The sequence below is a fragment of the Yoonia vestfoldensis DSM 16212 genome (assembly GCF_000382265.1).
Taxonomy (GTDB): Bacteria; Pseudomonadota; Alphaproteobacteria; order Rhodobacterales; family Rhodobacteraceae; genus Yoonia; species Yoonia vestfoldensis.
This window is the reverse complement of the sequence record NZ_KB907974.1, coordinates 257085-275046: the sequence shown is the minus strand read 5'-3', so window position 1 is coordinate 275046 and position 17962 is coordinate 257085. Positions and strand designations below refer to the sequence as shown.

At 60.6% G+C, this 17962-nt stretch carries 18 protein-coding genes; 15 read left to right on the top strand and 3 right to left on the bottom strand.

Features of this window, described 5'->3' with window-relative positions:
- The first annotated feature begins 54 nt into the window (after positions 1–54).
- The 3 genes from H147_RS0103215 to der are packed head-to-tail and all read left to right on the top strand — an operon-like array spanning position 55 to position 3505.
- The gene (locus tag H147_RS0103215; RefSeq protein WP_019953900.1) at positions 55–714 is read left to right on the top strand and encodes a tetratricopeptide repeat protein; all 660 of its coding nucleotides are present in this window, start codon (positions 55–57) and stop codon (positions 712–714) included.
- 16 nt (positions 715–730) lie between these two features.
- Positions 731–2014 (top strand): PQQ-like beta-propeller repeat protein, encoded by a 1284-nt coding sequence (locus H147_RS0103210; RefSeq protein WP_026352211.1) that lies wholly within the window; start codon positions 731–733, stop codon positions 2012–2014.
- Between the two features lie 48 nt (positions 2015–2062).
- Positions 2063–3505: a ribosome biogenesis GTPase Der gene (gene der, locus H147_RS0103205; protein ID WP_019953898.1), complete on the top strand. Its 1443-nt coding sequence runs from the start codon at positions 2063–2065 to the stop codon at positions 3503–3505.
- On the opposite strand, the gene H147_RS0103200 is transcribed toward der, so the two are convergent.
- Positions 3495–4205 (bottom strand): TspO-related membrane protein, encoded by a 711-nt coding sequence (locus H147_RS0103200; RefSeq protein WP_019953897.1) that lies wholly within the window; start codon positions 4203–4205, stop codon positions 3495–3497. The two genes, der and H147_RS0103200, sit on opposite strands and share 11 nt — an antisense overlap.
- 233 nt (positions 4206–4438) lie before the next feature.
- On the opposite strand from H147_RS0103200, the gene H147_RS0103195 reads away from it, so the two are divergent.
- Together H147_RS0103195 and H147_RS20905 are read left to right on the top strand one after the other, a co-directional pair.
- Positions 4439–5110, top strand: a complete 672-nt coding sequence (locus H147_RS0103195) for an imm11 family protein (protein WP_162561620.1) — start codon at positions 4439–4441, stop codon at positions 5108–5110.
- A gap of 445 nt (positions 5111–5555) precedes the next feature.
- On the top strand, positions 5556–6059 hold the full coding sequence (locus H147_RS20905; protein WP_162561619.1) for a hypothetical protein: 504 nt from the start codon (positions 5556–5558) through the stop codon (positions 6057–6059).
- Between the two features lie 616 nt (positions 6060–6675).
- On the opposite strand, the gene serS is transcribed toward H147_RS20905, so the two are convergent.
- Positions 6676–7968: a serine--tRNA ligase gene (gene serS / locus H147_RS0103170; RefSeq protein WP_019953891.1), complete on the bottom strand. Its 1293-nt coding sequence runs from the start codon at positions 7966–7968 to the stop codon at positions 6676–6678.
- A 146-nt stretch (positions 7969–8114) separates the two neighbouring features.
- Here serS and H147_RS0103165 point away from each other — a divergent pair, with 146 nt between their 5' ends.
- The 10 genes from H147_RS0103165 (at position 8115) to H147_RS0103120 (ending at position 15030) form a co-directional block, all read left to right on the top strand.
- Entirely contained in the window at positions 8115–8735 is a 621-nt protein-coding gene (locus H147_RS0103165; RefSeq protein ID WP_026352209.1) for an RNA ligase family protein, read from the top strand.
- A gap of 284 nt (positions 8736–9019) precedes the next feature.
- Entirely contained in the window at positions 9020–9301 is a 282-nt protein-coding gene (gene yajC / locus H147_RS0103160; protein ID WP_019953889.1) for a preprotein translocase subunit YajC, read from the top strand.
- 21 nt (positions 9302–9322) lie between these two features.
- Entirely contained in the window at positions 9323–10984 is a 1662-nt protein-coding gene (gene secD / locus H147_RS0103155) for a protein translocase subunit SecD (protein WP_019953888.1), read from the top strand.
- A 4-nt stretch (positions 10985–10988) separates the two neighbouring features.
- The gene (gene secF, locus H147_RS0103150; protein ID WP_019953887.1) at positions 10989–11957 is read left to right on the top strand and encodes a protein translocase subunit SecF; all 969 of its coding nucleotides are present in this window, start codon (positions 10989–10991) and stop codon (positions 11955–11957) included.
- Positions 11958–11969: 12 nt separating this feature from the next.
- Positions 11970–12323 carry an Mth938-like domain-containing protein gene (locus H147_RS0103145; RefSeq protein WP_019953886.1) on the top strand — a complete coding sequence of 118 codons (354 nt, stop codon included), beginning with the start codon at positions 11970–11972 and terminating at the stop codon, positions 12321–12323.
- Positions 12324–12938 (top strand): heme ABC exporter ATP-binding protein CcmA, encoded by a 615-nt coding sequence (ccmA, locus tag H147_RS0103140; RefSeq protein WP_019953885.1) that lies wholly within the window; start codon positions 12324–12326, stop codon positions 12936–12938.
- On the top strand, positions 12935–13591 hold the full coding sequence (gene ccmB / locus H147_RS0103135; protein WP_019953884.1) for a heme exporter protein CcmB: 657 nt from the start codon (positions 12935–12937) through the stop codon (positions 13589–13591). The genes ccmA and ccmB overlap by 4 nt, the downstream gene beginning before the upstream one ends.
- Positions 13592–13633: 42 nt before the next feature.
- On the top strand, positions 13634–14362 hold the full coding sequence (locus H147_RS0103130) for a heme ABC transporter permease (protein ID WP_051108177.1): 729 nt from the start codon (positions 13634–13636) through the stop codon (positions 14360–14362).
- A complete protein-coding gene (gene ccmD / locus H147_RS0103125) occupies positions 14355–14498 on the top strand; it encodes a heme exporter protein CcmD (RefSeq protein WP_019953882.1) in 144 nt (47 codons plus the stop codon). The genes H147_RS0103130 and ccmD overlap by 8 nt, the downstream gene beginning before the upstream one ends.
- Positions 14491–15030, top strand: a complete 540-nt coding sequence (locus H147_RS0103120; protein WP_019953881.1) for a DsbE family thiol:disulfide interchange protein — start codon at positions 14491–14493, stop codon at positions 15028–15030. The genes ccmD and H147_RS0103120 overlap by 8 nt, the downstream gene beginning before the upstream one ends.
- Before the next feature lie 101 nt (positions 15031–15131).
- Here H147_RS0103120 and acnA read toward each other — a convergent pair whose 3' ends face one another.
- Positions 15132–17909 carry an aconitate hydratase AcnA gene (gene acnA, locus H147_RS0103115; RefSeq protein ID WP_019953880.1) on the bottom strand — a complete coding sequence of 926 codons (2778 nt, stop codon included), beginning with the start codon at positions 17907–17909 and terminating at the stop codon, positions 15132–15134.
- Between the last annotated feature and the right edge of the window lie 53 nt (positions 17910–17962).

Here is a 17962-nt window from a genome sequence, read left to right as displayed (position 1 = left end):
CGATATGAACCCCGCAATGAGGATGCCGCATGCGGCGCGAAACGGGAGTCCGGGGTGAGCAATCCAGACAGCTTTATCGACGAAGTCACCGAGGAAATGCGCCGCGAAAAGCTGTTCGGCTACCTGCGCCGCTATGGCTGGATTGCGGTTCTGATCGTGTTGGGGATTGTCGGCGGCACGGCGTGGAATGAATACCGCCAGGCCCAGGACCGCGCGGCCGCAGAGGCGGCGGGCGATGCGCTGCTGGCGGCCCTTGCCGAAAATGACGAGGCTGCACGCGCGACTGCGATGTCGGGTGTCGCCGCAGAAGGCAACGCCGCGGTGATCGCCGCCTTGCTGACTGCATCGACGCAAGAAGAAGCGGGCGACATCGACGCCGCCGCCGCGACATTGGGTGCTGTAGCAAGCGATGCGGCGGCACCAGCGATCTACCGCGATCTGGCGGCGATCAAGGCCGCGATGCTGCCCGTCGGTGAAACGCCCGCGCGGCTTGCCGCACTGGAGGCGCTGGCCCAGCCCGGACAGCCGTTCCGGCTGCTGGCGCTGGAACAGATGGCCTATCTGACGCTGGAAACCGGCGACCAGCCGGGCGCTGTTGCGATCCTGCGCCAGATTGCCGAAGATGCCGCCGTGACCCGTGGCCTGTCAGAGCGCGTGCAGACCTTGCTGATTGCCTTGGGCGAAGATGCGACCGACGCCGCGCAAACCCAATAACCGGATTGGACCGACCATGACCTTGAGACCCTTGATCGGTGCCGCGCTTGTCCTGTCGGTTCTGGCGGCCTGTGGTGAAGAGCAGGTGATCCTGCCGGGCGAGCGTTTCGATATCCGCAACGAGGTGGCGATGGTCAACCAGACCCTGCCGATCGCGCTGCCGCAGGCACAGGTCAATGCTGACTGGACGCACCGCACGGCGAGTCCCGCGCATGCCGCCCTTGGCGCGGCCTTGCAGCCTGCGTTCGTCGCCGACATCGGCGAGGGTGACAGCCGCCGCGCGCGCATCACGGGCGAACCCGTGGTGGCGGGCGGCATTATCTACACGGTCGACGCTCGCGCCATGGTGACGGCGACATCTACGTCAGGCGCACGTCTGTGGTCCCGCAATCTGACACCTGCACGGTTCAACCCGGCAGCTGCCTCTGGCGGGGCTGTGTCGTTCGGGGGCGGACGTCTTTACGTCACGACGGGTTTTGGTGAAATTACCGCGCTGAACGCCGCGACAGGCGAGGTGATCTGGGACAAGAACCTGAACGCGCCGGTCAATGCCGCAGCGACGTTCAACGGCGATCTTGTCTATGTCGTGGCCCGCGACAGCACCGCTTGGGCACTCGATGCCGCGACCGGTCTGACGCGCTGGCAGCAGATCGGTACACCATCGCTGACGGCATTCTCGGGCAGCGCGCCTGTCGCTGTCAGCGGTGAAACCGTGGTGATCCCGTTTCCGTCGGGTGAAATTCTGGCGACCTTCCCGCAAGGTGGATTGCCGCGCTGGACCAATGTCGTGTCCGGCGATCGACTTGGTCGGGCGGTGAACCTTGTGAGCGATATCGCGGGCGCCCCCGTGATCGACGGCAACCGCGTCTATGCCGCGAGCGTTGGCGGACGCAGCGTTGCTTTCGACATCCGCGATGGCAGCCGTATCTGGACAGCCGGCGAAGGTGCCGTGGGTCCGATCTGGCCCGTGGGCGGGTCGGTGTTCATGGTCAACGACATCAGCGAACTGGTCCGGCTTGATGCTGCGAATGGCACGCCCATCTGGCGCGTGAAACTGCCCGATTTCGACGGCGAGAGCACGCGCCGGCAGCGCAGCGTGGTCGCGCATTTCGGCCCGGTGCTGGCAGGCGGGCGGTTGATCGTCGCCTCCTCGGACGGGCTGATCCGGCAGTTCGATCCCGCATCCGGCGCGCTGATCGGCACGGTGGCTTTGCCCGGCGGGGCGGCCTCGGCACCCGTCGTGGCGGGCCAGACTCTTTACGTCATCAGCAAAACAGGGCAACTGCACGCTTTCCGTTAGGCCCTGAATGGTGTAGCGGACGCATCTAGCGCGTCAGGAGCCGTAGACATGACCTTTACCCTTGCCATCGTGGGCCGCCCCAATGTGGGCAAATCCACCTTGTTTAACCGACTTGTCGGCAAGAAGTTGGCGTTGGTCGATGACCAGCCCGGCGTCACCCGCGACCTGCGCGAAGGCGAAGGGCGGCTGGCCGACCTGCGGTTCACCGTCATCGACAGCGCCGGTCTGGAAGAGGCGACCGATGACAGCCTGCAAGGCCGGATGCGCCGTTTGACCGAACGCGCGGTGGAAATGGCCGATGTCTGCCTGTTCATGATCGACGCGCGGGCAGGGGTTTTGCCCGCCGATCAGGTCTTTGCCGAAATCCTGCGCAAGAAGAACGCCAACGTCATCCTTGCCGCCAACAAGGGCGAAGGCCGCGCGGCTGATGCCACGATTCTTGAAGCCTATGCGCTGGGTCTGGGCGAGCCGATCCGCATTTCCGCCGAACATGGCGAAGGCATGGGCGAACTGATGGACGTCCTGCGCCCCATCGCCGAGCGGTTCGAGGAACGCGCCGCCCTCGACGCCCCCGAAATCGACGTCGACGTTGGCGAGGATGACGAGGATGCACCCCGCGTGCCGACCGCCGCGAAGCCTCTGCAGATCGCCGTCGTAGGTCGCCCCAACGCAGGTAAATCCACGCTCATCAACAAGATCATCGGTGAAGAACGGTTGCTGACCGGACCGGAGGCGGGGATCACCCGCGATGCCATTTCGGTGAAACAGGTCTGGGACGGCGTGCCGATGCGGATCTTCGACACCGCCGGGATGCGCCGCAAGGCGAAGATCCATGAAAAGCTGGAAAAACTGTCCGTCTCGGACGGCCTGCGCGCGGTGAAATTCGCGGAAGTCGTTGTGGTTCTGCTCGACGTGGAAATCCCGTTCGAACAGCAGGACCTGCGCATCGCCGATCTGGCCGAGCGTGAAGGCCGCGCCGTGGTGATCGCCGTCAACAAATGGGACACCGAGGACGACAAGCAGGACAAGCTGCGCGAATTGCGCGAAAGTTTCGAACGTCTGCTGCCGCAGCTGCGCGGCGCGCCTTTGGTCACGGTCTCGGCCAAGACGGGCAAGGGGCTGGATAAACTGCAACAGGCGATCATGCGCGCGCATGACGTCTGGAACCGCCGTGTCACGACCGCGCAACTGAACCGCTGGCTGACGGGGATGCTGGAACAGCACCCGCCGCCCGCGCCGGGTGGCAAGCGGATCAAGATGCGCTATGCCACGCAGGTCAAGACACGCCCGCCTGCATTCGTGGTGATGACATCGCATCCCGACCTGATGCCAGAAAGCTATAAACGCTATCTTGTCAACGGGTTGCGGGCTGACTTTGATATGCCGGGCACGCCGATCCGGCTTTACCTGCGCGATCAGGGCGACAAGAACCCCTACAAGGACAAGAAATCCTCGCAGCCGTCGCGCCTGTCAAAGCATCTCAAGAAATAGGGCGGCCCGTGGTGGTGATGGTCAGGATCGTCATCACCGCGATGCCAGCCCCCGCCAGCAAGCTGACGCCCAATTGATCGGTGCCATTGGCGATGATGATCGCGAAAAGCGCCCAGATCAGCGTCAACCCATAGCCCGGCGCGCCGCTGCGCAACTGTGTGAAGGCCGCGACGCCAAGGGCCGCGATGATGCCGACATAGGCCCATCCCAGCGCCCCCATCAGCACGCCATAGCCCGCCATCGTGCTGCCCAGCGACACGAACGCCGCCGCCGTCAGCCAGCCCGCATAGATCGAGACCGGCGCGCGCAGCCAGTAACGGTCGGCCTTGGGGGCCACCAGCACAGCGACGATCGCAGGCACCGCCATCGCAAAGATCAGCACCGTCGCCCAGATCGGGCTGGCGTTGGCGACCGCCAGCCACGGCGTACCCAGCGCAAGGCTGATCAGCAACGGCAGGCGCACGCGGTTCCACGCGGAGGCTCCGGGCCGTTTCCAGACACCGTAAATGGCGGAAACCAGCAGCCAGCCATAGATCAGCCCCCAGATCGAGAACGCATAGCCCGCAGGCTGGATCGGCGGGTCGATCTGCGGGATCGGCAGCTGATCCTCGCTGAACCCGCTGAACGGGCTGGTGAACAAGGGCGACGCAACGAAGGTCACGGTGAACAGAAGGGTCAGGTAGGCGCGGATGTGTTTCATGGCCGCAGTTTAGCAGGTCGGGATGGAATGGACAGATGTCTTGACTGCGGCGGGATCGCCTGACTTGCCGTTTTGCGATTTCCCGCGCAGATTAGGGCTGACGTAAGAAAGCAACTGATGGGTGTTTCAGGACGGCAACCTGCGATTGCACCCCATCGTCACGCGGTTGGTGGATGCGGAGACGCTAGAGAAGATGGGGGCTTCAACGCTCCAGAGATTTGAGGGAGACAGACATGGCTTGGGGAATGCATGAGCCGGGAAACTTCGGAGATTTTTTTCCTGATGGGGATTATGTTGGCATAAGAGAAACGTTGAAGCAATACTATGAAAGCTACATGCCTGATGATGAAAAGGCTGCAATGGGCATGCAGAATCGCCTATTGCTGTCCAAATTCTCTGCGAAGTACACGCGGGATCTGGGTCCAATGTCCGATATGGAATGCCCCAAAGAATTTCTGACTGAGAAGACCTATAAGTCACTAGGGTCGCTGATTATTACAACAAATAGGCTCTTGGCAGTTGATAAGTACTTCAAACAATTAATTGATGAACTTGAACCTGGAATCCACCAATTCTGGCCTATCAAAATCAGCATGCCGCGCAGCAAAGTCTACCCGGGGCAATACTACGGCCTGCGAATCGGCCAATTTCTTGATGCGTTTAACCCCGATCACAGCGACCCAAGCTGCTACACTGTCAGCGGCTATGAAAACTATCGTGGCATCGCACCTATCAAGAAAGCGATCACGGGGCTCGCGCTCTCAAAAGAAACAATTGGCGGTGCCCATCTCTGGCGCGAAAAAAAACTGACACAGCCAGACATTTTTCTCTCCGACACGCTTCAGTCGCGGGCGATGGATGCAGGCTTGCGGCTGCCCAAGCATTTCCAGATGAAGGAAGTTTGAAATGGCACAGGGGATCCAAGGACACGACATACTTCCCCTGTTTCTGAGTGACAGGATCGTCCAGGCGTTGAAGTCAGCGAAGCTCACGCGGCGATTGGGCCTGCGAAAGTGCCGCACCATCTAACGTAACTCATATCTTCTTGATCTCTGGGGGCAGCATGACGATTTTCAGTTCCACTACCAGGTTTGATATTCACCATATATTCCCCACTGAAATCTTTGACCTTCCGACTAAACAGGCGCTCGCGAGTATTTTTGCTGGTCAGGACACTAGGATTTTCCGAGAAGCGAGCAGTTAGTTGAACCAGAAAACTCTATGGCGAGTCTTGATTGTGACTTACTCGCTATAAGTGAATTGGTTTAACCTCTAAGCAATGATTTGTCCATTTACTTCTTTCGTTGAGGCAACGTTAGGCAGAGTGGGTTGGTAGAGAGAAAGGTGCAAATGCCCACTTGGATAGAACAAGCGCTATCGATTGGCAGCATTGGCCAAATCAGTCACATAAAGTTGCTGTGTCGGCTAGGGCTAGTTTTTGGGGCCCTTTCTCTTGCGGGTCCCGCAGCCGCCTATGACGGCGAAGGTGAAACACCTCCGCCGGACTACTATTGCCACAAAGAAGAACGCTATCTGACGGACGATGAGTTCCTTGAGCAGGCGTTTCAGTTTGAAGTCAGGACACGCCAGCTGCCGGACCCTTTTCGTTCAATGGGCATTGAAGGACTGCGTGCTTTGAATCCAGATTGCTGCTTCGTAGAGCGTGAAGATTATGAGCTTAATCAAGATCACCAAACCTTTTGGCGAAGACTACTCTGGCGAGAAATTGTATCGGTTGGAATTTCTTGGTCCTCAGAGGCAGATACACCTTGGCTAGAGCGGCCAAGAACATACTACCACATGAGCACCTGTGGTGTCGTTGAGAGTTATACCGGGACATTCATTGAGAGGTGACCTTAAACATGCTGTTTCAAATAGTATCCGTAGGATGGGTGCTCGCACCCATGCCTGTCCCTCACCGTAAGCCGGAAAGGACGTCATTCGGATTTTCGATCTCCATAAGATGTTATCTCAGCAGTCTTAGCGCCAAAACCACCACTGTCGGCACAAAGATAAAGCTCAGTAGCATTACAGCTGCATGAACCAATCCAATTTTCGCAATCTTTATGTGAGCTTCGCGAAGTGGATCGGATTTCTTTCTCAAATATGCAGGCAAAAGGGTAGCGAGGTTCAAGTTCAACTTTTGACCTGACTTGACCAACTCTCTATACTCGAGTTTCCTTTTATACCTCGAAAAAGAAAATATGACACTTACGACAGCTAAGATTATGCCAATTATCGCAAGTGCACCTCTCGTTTCATCAAGATTCATACCATTAAGCCATCCATTGCTAGGCGAACGTTACCGACCAATCGAAACAAAGAAAAATCAAAATAAACCATAACAAAACTTGTTCGATAATTGCCTGAGGTACCTGTATCAACAGGTCACCCATCATGCGAACAGTCGTTAATGCGTTATGTTTCTATCAGCAAACGTAGGATGGGTGCGCGCACCCACCCCATAAAATCACCCCAGCACCCCCTCCGCCGTGATCCGCGTCTTGCCGCCCAGATAGGGGTGCAGTGCTGCGGGCAGGTCGACGGAGCCGTCCTCTTGCTGGCCGTTTTCCACCACCGCGATCAGGGTGCGGCCCACGGCCAACCCCGATCCGTTCAGCGTGTGGACGAATTCGGGCTTGCCGCCGCCTGTGGGGCGGAACCGCGCATTCATGCGCCGCGCCTGATAATCGCCGCAGACAGACACCGAACTGATCTCGCGGTAGGTATTCTGGCCGGGCAGCCAGACCTCGATATCGTGGGTCTTGGTGGCACCGGCACCCATGTCGCCCGCGCAGAGCACGACGGTGCGATAGGGCAGGCCCAGCCGTTCCAGCACGGTCTGCGCACAGCGCGTCATGCGCTCGTGTTCGGCGGCACTTTGATCGGGCGTCGTGATGCTGACCATCTCGACCTTTTCGAACTGGTGCTGGCGCAGCATCCCCGATGTGTCGCGGCCCGCTGATCCGGCCTCGGACCGGAAACACAGCGTGTGGGCGACATGGCGGCGGGGCAGGGTGGATTCCTCCACCGTCTCGCCGTTGACGATATTGGTCAGCGTCACCTCGGCGGTGGGGATCAGCCACCAGCCATTGGTGGTCTGATAGCTGTCCTCGCCGAATTTGGGCAGCTGGCCGGTGCCATACATCATGTCCTCGCGGACCATGACGGGGGTGATCGTCTCGGTCAGGCCGTGTTCGTCGACATGCAGGTCGAGCATGAACTGCGCAAGTGCGCGGTGCAGGCGGGCGACAGCGCCCGAGAGCAGTACAAAGCGGCTGCCCGAGAGTTTGGCCGCAGTCTCGAAATCCATGCCGGGCTTGATGCCAGCGATCTCGTAATGCTCGACAGGGGCAAAGCTGAAATTGCGCGGCGCACCGTGGCGGCGGATTTCGACATTGTCGGCCTCGTCCTTGCCATCGGGGACGGACGGGTCGGGCAGGTTTGGCAGGGTGGCCAGCAGGTCGGTGAGCGCCTGATCTTTCGCTTTCGCCTCGTCGTTCATCGCGGCGATGCGGGCCTTGCTGTCGGCAATCAGGCCGCGCAGGCGGTCGAATTCCGCATCATCGCCACGCGCCTTGGCGGCACCCACGTCCTTGGAGGCCTTGTTCGCCTCGGCCTGTGCCGTCTCGGCAGCGAGGATAAGTTTGCGCCGCGCCTCGTCCAGCGCAAGGATATCGGCCGCGACAGGGGCCAGCCCGCGCCGGGACAAGGCCGCATCGAACGCATCGGGGGTGTCGCGGATGAGACGGATATCATGCATGGATCTGGTCCTCGGGTTGGTCGCTGGGACGCTCTATGCCGCAGAATGAGGGCGGGGGAAAGTGGGGAGCGGTGGCGAGGCGAGGGGCGAGATATCCGTTCGGAGTCCATAGCCGACCTTTGATGATGTATGCTACGAGACTGAATATGAAGAAATATGGCCGGACCTATCATCTGCCGATCTCACCCGGTGCCACCAGCGACGACAAAATCATGTCGTCGTTGGAAGCGCTGATGGTGCAAGACATTGTTGTCACTGAAAAGATGGACGGTGAGAACACGACCATTCATGCAGGCGGGACTCACGCGCGTAGCCCGGACAGTCGCTACCATCCTTCGCGAGACTGGCTCAAAGCGTTTGCGGCAGGTATTTCACCATCTCTGACAGAGGGCGAACGTATTGTCGGTGAGAACCTCTATGCTCGCCATTCGGTGGCCTATGATGCCTTGCCGTCCTATTTCCTTGGCTTTGCATGGATCGTCGGTGACGAAGTCCAGTCGTGGGATTTGACGCAGGCGCGTTTCAAGGACCTTGGCGTCCAACCTGTTCCGACGCTCTATCGAGGCCCTTACCGACCCAGTCTGTTTGACGACCTGACAGCGGCACTTGATCTGACTAGGCAAGAAGGGTTTGTCGCGCGAGACGCTAGTTCATTTGCAGAAGCCGACATGTCGATACGGATGGGAAAATATGTCAGGGAAGGGCATGTTGTATCAGAAACCCACTGGATGAAGTCTGCGCTAGTCCCAAATCGCCTCGCCCAATGATCACGAAAGCTGCGTCCCGCTTAGCTAATATCCAACGTTCAAAAGCCTCCGACATCCTTTCGTGGCCGTATGCCCGACCCAGCCGCCGGCGCGGCCGACGCGCGTCGCACCGCCCACAACATTTCCCGCAAAGCACTGGCCCCGACAGGCGTATGGATTGCATCCGCGCCCCCCTTGCCCCATATGCCACTCAACACCGGACCTGTGTTGCAAATCACCCTTGCAGCTTTTAGGTTCTGGCGACCGTCGGGCAGCTTGGCCCGCACCAACACAAGGGATGGAAAATGCGCGCTGCCGATCTGATTATGTTGCTGTTGATCTTCGGGATCATGTATTTCCTGCTGATCCGGCCTCAGCAAAAGCGGCTCAAGGAACATCAGGCGATGCTGGCCGCTTTGCGTCGGGGCGATCAGGTCGTCACGCAGGGCGGTGTCGTGGGCAAGATCGTCAAGGTCAAGGACGAGGTGGGCGAGATCGAAGTCGAGATCGCGTCCGGCGTCATCATCCGTGTCATGAAGCCGACTATCGTGTCGGTGCTCAACAAGACCGAGCCGACCAAAAGCTAACGTCGCCGAAAAGGCCGGAACATGCTGTCCATCTCCTATCCCAAGCAGATCATGATCTGGCTGACCGTCGTGGTTGGCCTGATGCTGGCGCTGCCCAACGGGTTTTATAACCGCGTCGAGACATCGAACGACGCGCGCGCGCTGATCGAGGCGGGCCAGACAAGTGCGACGCTGGAACAAGAGGCCGCCCTCTGGCCGTCGTTCCTGCCGTCCAGTCTGGTCAATCTGGGGCTGGATTTGCGCGGCGGTGCGCATCTGCTCGTCGAGGTCGCGGTGCAGGATGTGCATGCTTCCTTTCTTGAAGGGTTCTGGCCGCAGGTGCGTGACGTGCTTGCCGCCGAACGCGAGACTGTGGGTTTCGTCACCCGCGAGGAAGGGCCTGTCACCGAATTGCGCGTGCGGATTTCCGAACCGGCGGGCGCGAACCGTGCCTTTGAACTGGTGCGGGGCCTGGGCCGTCCGGTGACGTCCTTCACCGGAGCGGCGTCGTCCAATATCGACGTGCGCATCAACGGCACGCTGTTGACCGTGACGCTGAGCGAGGCGGAAATGTCCGCCATGAACGAGCGCACGATGCTGCAAACGCTTGAAATCATCCGCCGGCGGATCGACGAGGTCGGCACACGTGAACCCACGATCCAGCGCCAGGGTGCGGAACGTGTGCTTGTGCAGGTGCCCGGCGTCGGGTCTGCGCAGGAAATCAAGGACCTGCTTGGCACGACGGCGCAGCTGACCTTCAACCCGGTCATCGCGCGCACGAGCAACGCCAACGAATCCCCCGGTACCGGCAATTTCCTTGTGCCGTCGCTGGATGAGCCGGGTCTGTTCTATATTCTTGAACGCCGCCCCGTCGTGACAGGCGAGCAACTGGAGAACGCGCAGCTCGACTTTGACCAGAACAACCGCCCGGCGGTCGCGTTCCGGTTCAACACCGCGGCGGCGCGGATTTTCGGCGATTACACGCTGGCCAATGTCGGGTCGCCTTTTGCCATCGTGCTCGACAACGAAGTGATTTCCGCGCCCACGATCCAAAGCCACATTCCCGGTGGGTCCGGCATCATCACCGGCAATTTCACCGTGGAAGAGGCGACCAATCTGGCCGTCCTGCTGCGCGCGGGGGCTTTGCCTGCCGAACTGACCTTTCTTGAAGAACGCACCATCGGGCCCGAATTGGGGCAGGATTCCATCGATGCGGGCCGTCTGGCCGCGCTTGTCGGCGGTCTTTTGGTCGTGCTTTTCATGGGATTCACCTATGGTCTGTTCGGATGGTTCGCCAATCTGGCACTGGTCATCAACCTTGGACTGATCTTCGGCGCGCTGTCGCTGGTCGGGGCCACGCTGACCTTGCCCGGGATCGCGGGGATCGTCCTGACGGTGGGGATGGCGGTCGATGCCAATGTGCTGGTGTTCGAGCGTATCCGCGAAGAAATGAAAACTGCCAAAGGCCCCGCCCGCGCCATCGAGCTTGGTTATGAACGCGCCCTGTCGGCGATCACCGACAGTAACTTTACCACCTTCATGGTGGCGCTGATCCTGTTCACGCTGGGGTCGGGTCCGGTGCGCGGTTTCGCGATCACGCTGGGGCTGGGGATCATTACATCGGTCTTTACCGCCATCTTCGTCACACGATCGCTGATTTCCATCTGGTTCGCATATCGCCGACCCAAGACAATCGAGGTTTGATTACATGCGCCTGCGGCTGATCCCTGACGATACGAACATCAACTTTTTCCGCTATGCTTGGGTGACTTTCGGGGCGTCCGCGCTGCTGATGGTGATGTCGCTGGTGGTGTTCTTGGTTTATGGCCTGAACTTCGGGATCGATTTCCGGGGCGGCACGTCGATCCGCACCGAATCGACCCAGGTGGTCGATGTCGCTGCCTACCGCGAGGCGCTGACACCGCTTGCGCTGGGCGATGTCAGCATCACCGAAGTCTTTGATCCGACCTTTGCCGACGATCAGAATGTCGCCATGATCCGGATTCAGGCGCAAGAAGGCGATGAAAGCATCTCTCCGCAGACGATTGCGCAAATCCAGGACGCTTTGCGCGGTGTCGCCCCCGACATCACCTTTCCGTCGGTCGAAAGCGTCGGGCCGAAAGTGTCCGGCGAATTGATCCGCACGGCTGTTCTTGCCGTTCTTGGTGCGCTGACCGCCATCGTGATCTACATCTGGTTGCGGTTTGAATGGCAATTCGCGGTGGGGGCCGTTGCCGCGCTGATCCACGATGTCGTGCTGACGATCGGGATTTTCGCGCTGTTCCAGATACGCTTTGACCTTGCGATCATCGCGGCGCTGCTGACCATCGTCGGCTATTCGATCAACGATACCGTGGTCGTGTTCGACCGCGCGCGTGAGAACTTGCGCAAATACAAGGCCAAGCCTCTGATCGACGTGCTGAACATCTCGGCCAATGAAACGCTCAGCCGGACCATGATGACCTCGGGCACGACCCTGCTTGCTCTGATAGCGCTTCTGGTGCTGGGCGGCGACGTGATCCGGGGCTTTGTCTTTGCCATTGCCTGGGGCATCATCGTCGGGACCTATTCATCGCTTTATGTCGCCAAGAACATCGTGCTGATGCTGGGTGTCAAACGCGACTGGTCCAAGAAAGACCCCGCAGCGGGCACCAAATACGGCCATATCGACACCTGAGGTGGACAATAGATGCGCCTGAACGAGATCAGATATACCGATTCCGTCCCGATTGACGGCTATGGCCCCGGCTTTTTCCGCATCGGCGGCAAGGTGGTGATGGGGCCGGTGCTCGTGTTCCCGACAGGCGTGTCGCCTTGGGGCGGGTTCGCCGATACGGGCGCGATCATCGACCGCATGGCCGATGTCGACGTGGTTTTTGTCGGCACGGGGGCCGAGATCGCGCATCTGCCTGCGGATTTCCGCACGACCCTGGAAGAAGCGGGCATCGGCGTCGAAAGCATGGCGTCGCCTGCCGCTTGCCGGACCTACAACGTCTTGTTGTCCGAAGGGCGGCGCGTTGCGGTTGCCCTGATCCCTGTCTGAATGTTGCATGTCGCCGATTTGGGCTGTGCGCGCGGCGGTGTCGCGGTCCTGAGCGGGGTCAGTTTCGATCTGGCCGCAGGGCAGGCGCTTGTTCTGCGCGGGCCGAACGGGATCGGCAAGACGACCCTGCTGCGCACGCTGGCGGGGTTGCAACCGGCGATCACCGGCGAAGTGGAGATGCCAGAGGAGGCGGCGGCCTATGCCAGCCACGCCGACGGGATCAAAACGGCGCTGACCGTGACCGAAAACCTGGCTTTCTGGGCCGAGGTGTACGGTCTGCCGCTGGACACGGGCGTTCTGGACCGTTTCGACCTTGCCCAATTCCGCAACCGGCAGGGCGGCACGCTGTCGGCGGGGCAAAAGCGGCGGCTGGGGCTGGCGCGGTTGGCGGTGATCGGGCGCAAGATCCTGTTTTTGGATGAACCGACCGTGTCGCTCGACACCGGATCGGTTGCGATGTTCGCCCGCTGGCTGCAGGATGACCACCTGGCGCAGGGCGGGATCGCGGTGATCGCCACGCATATCGACCTTGGGCTTGATGCGCCCGTGCTGGACCTGACCCCGTTCAAATCCGCCCCCGGCACTGGCGGCGGTACGGACGAGGCGTTTTTATGATCGCGCTGCTCAAACGCGACCTGCGGCTGGCGCTGCGGGCGGGCGGCGGGTTCGGCCTTGGCCTTGCGTTTTTCCTGATCGTCGTGGTGCTGGTGCCTTTCGGCGTGGGGCCCGAGCGCGAAGTTTTGCGTCCGATTGCCCCCGGTATCCTGTGGGTTGGCGCGCTCTTGGCGGCGCTTTTGTCGCTCGACCGGATTTTCGCACTGGATTTCGAGGATGGCTCTCTGGCCTTGCTCGCGACATCGCCCTTGCCGCTGGAGGCTGCGGGGCTGGTCAAGGCCAGTGCCCATTGGATCACGACCGGCCTGCCGCTGACGCTGGCCGCACCGTTTTTCGGCTTCCTTTTGCTGATGCAACCCGAGGCTTACGGCTATTTGCTGGTGTCCTTGCTGATCGGGACGCCGGCCCTGTCGATGATCGGCACGTTTGGCGCGGCGCTGACGGTCGGCTTGCGCCGCGGCGGGCTTTTGTTGTCGTTGCTGGTGCTGCCGCTTTACGTGCCGACGCTGATCTTCGGGGCAGAGGCGGTGCGGCGCGGGGCGGCGGGGCTGGACGCAAGTGGCGCGCTGATCCTGCAGGCGGGGATCACGGCGGGCTGTTTCGCGATCCTGCCATTCGCCACTGCGGCCGTGTTACGCATCAATCTGCGGTGATCGGGGATTGAGACAGATGTTTCAGAAGGATAGATAATCGCCATGTCGATGTGGGAATATGCCAATCCAAGGCTCTTCATGAGCTGGACAAGATCCGTGCTGCCCTGGACCTTTGGTCTGGCGGGGGTCTGTCTTGTCGTGGGTCTGGTCTGGGGGTTCTTCTTCACCCCCGACGATTTCCGGCAGGGATCGACGGTCAAGATCATCTATCTGCATGTGCCATCCGCGCTGATGGCCATCAACGCCTGGATCATGATGCTGGTCGCGTCGCTGATCTGGGTCGTGCGGCGGCATCACGTCAGCGCGCTTGCCGCGCGTGCTGCGGCCCCTGTGGGCGTGGTGATGACGCTGATCGCGCTTTGGACCGGGGCGGTCTGGGGGCAGCCGATGTGGGGGACATGGTGGGCCTGGGATCCGCGCCTGACATCGTTCCTGATCCTGTTTTTGTTCTATCTCGGCTATATCGCGCTCTGGGAGGCGATCGAGGATCCCGACACGGCCGCCGACCTCACCGCGATCCTGTGCATCGTGGGGTCGATCTTTGCGATCCTGTCGCGTTATGCGGTGTTTTTCTGGAATCAGGGGCTACATCAGGGGGCGTCATTGTCGCTCGATGCGGAAAAGAACGTGGCGGATGTTTTCTATTACCCGCTGCTGGTTTGCATCGCGGGGTTCGTGCTGTTGTTCGTCGCACTTGTGCTGATGCGCACCCGCACCGAAATTCGCGCGCGCCGGATCAAGGCGCTGCAGGCAAGGGGGCAACATGCCTGATCTGGGAAGCTACGCAGCCGAGGTGACGGCGGCCTATATCGGCAGCATCGTGCTGTTGCTGGCCATCGTGGGATTAAGCTGGCGGCGGTATGCCCGCGTGCGCGCCGCCTTGGACGAGGTCGAGAAGAATGGCTAAGGTGTCGCCCCTGATGATCCTGCCGCCGGTGGTTTTTGCCGCTTTCGCGGGGTTGTTCCTTGCGGGCATCCTGCGCGACAATCCCGACGAATTGCCGTCCACCTTCGTGGGCCAGCCCGCGCCGCCCGTGCCGGTCGAGGCGGTCGATGGCACCACCCAACTGACCGACGCCGACCTGCGCAGCGGCGAGGTGACGATCGTCAATTTCTGGGCCAGCTGGTGCCCGCCCTGCCGGGCCGAGCATCCGATCCTGCTGGAGCTGGAGGAACAGGGTTACCGCGTTGCCGGAATCAACTTTCGTGATCAGCAGGCGCAGGCGTCAGAATATCTTGACCGATACGAAGACCCGTTCTTTGCCACCGGGTTCGACCTGCGCGGCAGGTCCGCGATTGATTGGGGGGTCACCGCACCGCCCGAGACCTTCATCGTGGGCGGCGACGGCACGGTGCTTTTCCGGTTCATCGGCCCGCTGATCGGGTCTGATCTGGAACAAAGGTTCCTGCCTGAACTGGCCCGCGCAACAGGCGGGTAAGATGGGTGCGCAAAATGTGCACCCTACCTGCGCCAAACCGTAGGGTGCGCATGTTGCGCACCTGTTGAAAAGCCCCGGTGTGTCCACCGGGGTTTTGTGTTCTAGGCCGCTTTGGCGAGGTTACGCAGCACGTAATGCAGCACGCCGCCGTTTTCGATATATTCGATCTCGACCGCCGTATCGATCCGGCATTTCACGGTGATTTCCTTCACCGACCCGTCCGCCATCGTGATTTTGGCGGTCATGTCCTGCAAGGGTTTCACCGCATCCAGACCTTCGATGGTCACGGTTTCCTCGCCGGTCAGGCCGAGCGTCTTGCGCGTATCGCCGCCGGTGAATTCGAACGGCACCACGCCCATGCCCACCAGGTTGGAGCGGTGGATACGTTCAAAGCTTTCGGCGATGACGGCCTTGACGCCCAACAGCGCTGTGCCTTTCGCGGCCCAGTCACGGCTGGACCCGGCACCATATTGTTCACCCGCAAAGATGACCAGCGGCGTGCCGTTTTCCTGATGCGCCATCGCCGCGTCAAAGATCGAGGTCTGCGCGCCATCGGGGCCCTTGGTGTAACCGCCTTCGACGCCGTCCAGCATCTCGTTCTTGATGCGGATATTGGCGAAGGTGCCGCGCATCATGACCTCGTGGTTGCCGCGGCGCGATCCGTAGCTGTTGAATTCGCGCACCGGCACCTGCCGCGCGATCAGATATTGACCGGCGGGGGTGGTGTCCTTGAACGAACCGGCAGGCGAAATGTGATCGGTCGTGACCATGTCACCCAGAACCGCCAGCACCTTTGCATCGACGACGTTCTGGATCGTGCCTGCGTCCTTGGACATGCCTTTGAAATAGGGCGGGTTCTGGACATAGGTGGACGAGGCTGGCCAGTCATAGGTTTCACTGTCGGTGGTTTCCACCGCCTGCCATTTTTCGTCGCCCTTGAACACGTCGGCATATTTCGAGATGAACGCCTCGCGCGTGACGGTGCGTTCGACCAGCGCGTTGATCTCGGCCGAGGTTGGCCAGATGTCGCGCAGATAGACGTCGTTGCCGTCCCTGTCCTGTCCGATCACGTCGGTGGCGATATTGACGTTCATGTCGCCGACCAGCGCATAGGCCACGACCAGCGGCGGCGATGCCAGATAGTTCGCGCGCACGTCAGGCGAAATCCGGCCTTCAAAGTTGCGGTTGCCCGACAGGACCGAGGTTGCGATCAGGTCATAGTCGTTGATCGCCTTGCTGATTGCGGGCTCCAGCGGGCCGGAATTGCCGATACAGGTCGTGCAGCCATAGCCCACAAGGTTGAACCCGATGGCGTCGAGGTCTTCCTGCAGACCCGCAGCCTCCAGATATTCGGACACGACCTGTGATCCGGGGGCGAGCGATGTTTTCACCCAAGGTTTGCGGTTCAGACCCAGCGCACGGGCCTTGCGTGCGACCAGACCTGCGCCGATCATCACGTAAGGGTTCGACGTGTTGGTGCAGGATGTGATCGAGGCGATCACGATGGACCCGTCGTGCAACTGATAGCTGCCGTCGTCGGTTTTCACATAGCCGCGGCTGTGGAAGCCTTCGTCGCCGGGAATCGTGGTTGGTTCGGGCTGGCCGCCTTCACCTTCCCAGCGCATTTCTTCTTTCACGGTCGCATCGACACCGCCGCGCACGCCTTTGACATAATCGCCGAATGCTTTGCCCGCGACATCAAGGTTGATGTGGTCCTGCGGGCGTTTCGGGCCAGAGATCGCAGGGACAACCGTGCTCATGTCGAGCGACAGGGTTTCGGTATAGACGGGGGCGTAATCCGCGCCGCGCCAGAACCCGTTTTCCTTGGCATAGGCTTCGACCAGCGCGATGCGGTCTTCGTCACGGCCGGTATTGCGCAGGTACCGCAGGGTTTCGTTGTCGATCGGGAAGAACCCGCAGGTGGCACCATATTCGGGCGCCATGTTCGCGATCGTGGCGCGGTCGGCCAGAGGCAGGTTATCAAGGCCCGATCCGTAGAATTCGACGAATTTGCCGACCACACCCAGTTTGCGCAGCATTTCCACGACTTTCAGCACCAGATCGGTGCCGGTCGTGCCTTCGGTCATTTCGCCGGTCAGCTCGAAGCCCACGACTTCGGGGATCAGCATGGACACGGGCTGGCCGAGCATCGCGGCCTCGGCCTCGATCCCGCCGACGCCCCAGCCGAGCACGGCCAGGCCGTTCACCATGGTGGTGTGGCTGTCGGTGCCGACCAGCGTGTCGGGGTAAGCCACCAGTTCGCCGTTCTGGTCGGTATCGGTCCAGACGGTTTGCGCCAGATATTCAAGGTTTACCTGATGGCAGATGCCGGTGCCCGGTGGGACGACGCGGAAGTTTTTAAACGCCTTCTGGCCCCATTTCAGGAACTGGTAGCGTTCCATGTTCCGCTCGTATTCGCGGTCCACGTTCATCTGGAAGGCGCGCGGATTGCCGAATTCGTCGATCATCACCGAATGGTCGATGACCAGATCGACAGGGTTCAGCGGGTTGATCTGCTGGGCGTCACCACCCAGCGCCTTGATCCCGTCGCGCATCGCGGCAAGGTCGACCACGGCGGGCACGCCGGTGAAATCCTGCATCAACACGCGGGCAGGGCGATAGGCGATTTCGCGGGGGTTCTTGCCGCCCATCGTGGCCCAGTCGGAAAACGCCTTGATGTCATCGACGCTGACCGAAAAGCCGCCATCCTCGAAGCGCAGCAGGTTTTCCAGCACCACCTTGAGGGCTGCGGGCAGTTTGGAGAAATCGCCAAGACCGGCCGCTTCGGCTGCGGGGATCGAATAATAGGCGACCGACTGGTCCCCGACTTTCAGCGTTTTGCGGGTTTTGGCGGTGTCTTTGCCGACGGTGACGGTCATGGCTATCCCTTTCATGGCTTATGCAAAGCAAGGCTGTTGCTGCGCTTTTGCCC

Bases quoted from the DNA above. Each gene is read 5' to 3' on its own strand.
- H147_RS0103210 (WP_026352211.1), top strand. From the start codon at position 731: ATGACCTTGAGACCCTTGATCGGTGCCGCGCTTGTCCTGTCGGTTCTG.
- der (WP_019953898.1), top strand. From the start codon at position 2,063: ATGACCTTTACCCTTGCCATCGTGGGCCGCCCCAATGTGGGCAAATCC.
- H147_RS0103200 (WP_019953897.1), bottom strand. From the start codon at position 4,205: ATGAAACACATCCGCGCCTACCTGACCCTTCTGTTCACCGTGACCTTC.
- H147_RS0103195 (WP_162561620.1), top strand. From the start codon at position 4,439: ATGGCTTGGGGAATGCATGAGCCGGGAAACTTCGGAGATTTTTTTCCT.
- H147_RS20905 (WP_162561619.1), top strand. From the start codon at position 5,556: ATGCCCACTTGGATAGAACAAGCGCTATCGATTGGCAGCATTGGCCAA.
- serS (WP_019953891.1), bottom strand. From the start codon at position 7,968: ATGCATGATATCCGTCTCATCCGCGACACCCCCGATGCGTTCGATGCG.
- H147_RS0103165 (WP_026352209.1), top strand. From the start codon at position 8,115: ATGAAGAAATATGGCCGGACCTATCATCTGCCGATCTCACCCGGTGCC.
- yajC (WP_019953889.1), top strand. From the start codon at position 9,020: ATGCGCGCTGCCGATCTGATTATGTTGCTGTTGATCTTCGGGATCATG.
- secD (WP_019953888.1), top strand. From the start codon at position 9,323: ATGCTGTCCATCTCCTATCCCAAGCAGATCATGATCTGGCTGACCGTC.
- secF (WP_019953887.1), top strand. From the start codon at position 10,989: ATGCGCCTGCGGCTGATCCCTGACGATACGAACATCAACTTTTTCCGC.
- H147_RS0103145 (WP_019953886.1), top strand. From the start codon at position 11,970: ATGCGCCTGAACGAGATCAGATATACCGATTCCGTCCCGATTGACGGC.
- ccmA (WP_019953885.1), top strand. From the start codon at position 12,324: ATGTTGCATGTCGCCGATTTGGGCTGTGCGCGCGGCGGTGTCGCGGTC.
- ccmB (WP_019953884.1), top strand. From the start codon at position 12,935: ATGATCGCGCTGCTCAAACGCGACCTGCGGCTGGCGCTGCGGGCGGGC.
- H147_RS0103130 (WP_051108177.1), top strand. From the start codon at position 13,634: ATGTCGATGTGGGAATATGCCAATCCAAGGCTCTTCATGAGCTGGACA.
- ccmD (WP_019953882.1), top strand. From the start codon at position 14,355: ATGCCTGATCTGGGAAGCTACGCAGCCGAGGTGACGGCGGCCTATATC.
- H147_RS0103120 (WP_019953881.1), top strand. From the start codon at position 14,491: ATGGCTAAGGTGTCGCCCCTGATGATCCTGCCGCCGGTGGTTTTTGCC.
- acnA (WP_019953880.1), bottom strand. From the start codon at position 17,909: ATGACCGTCACCGTCGGCAAAGACACCGCCAAAACCCGCAAAACGCTG.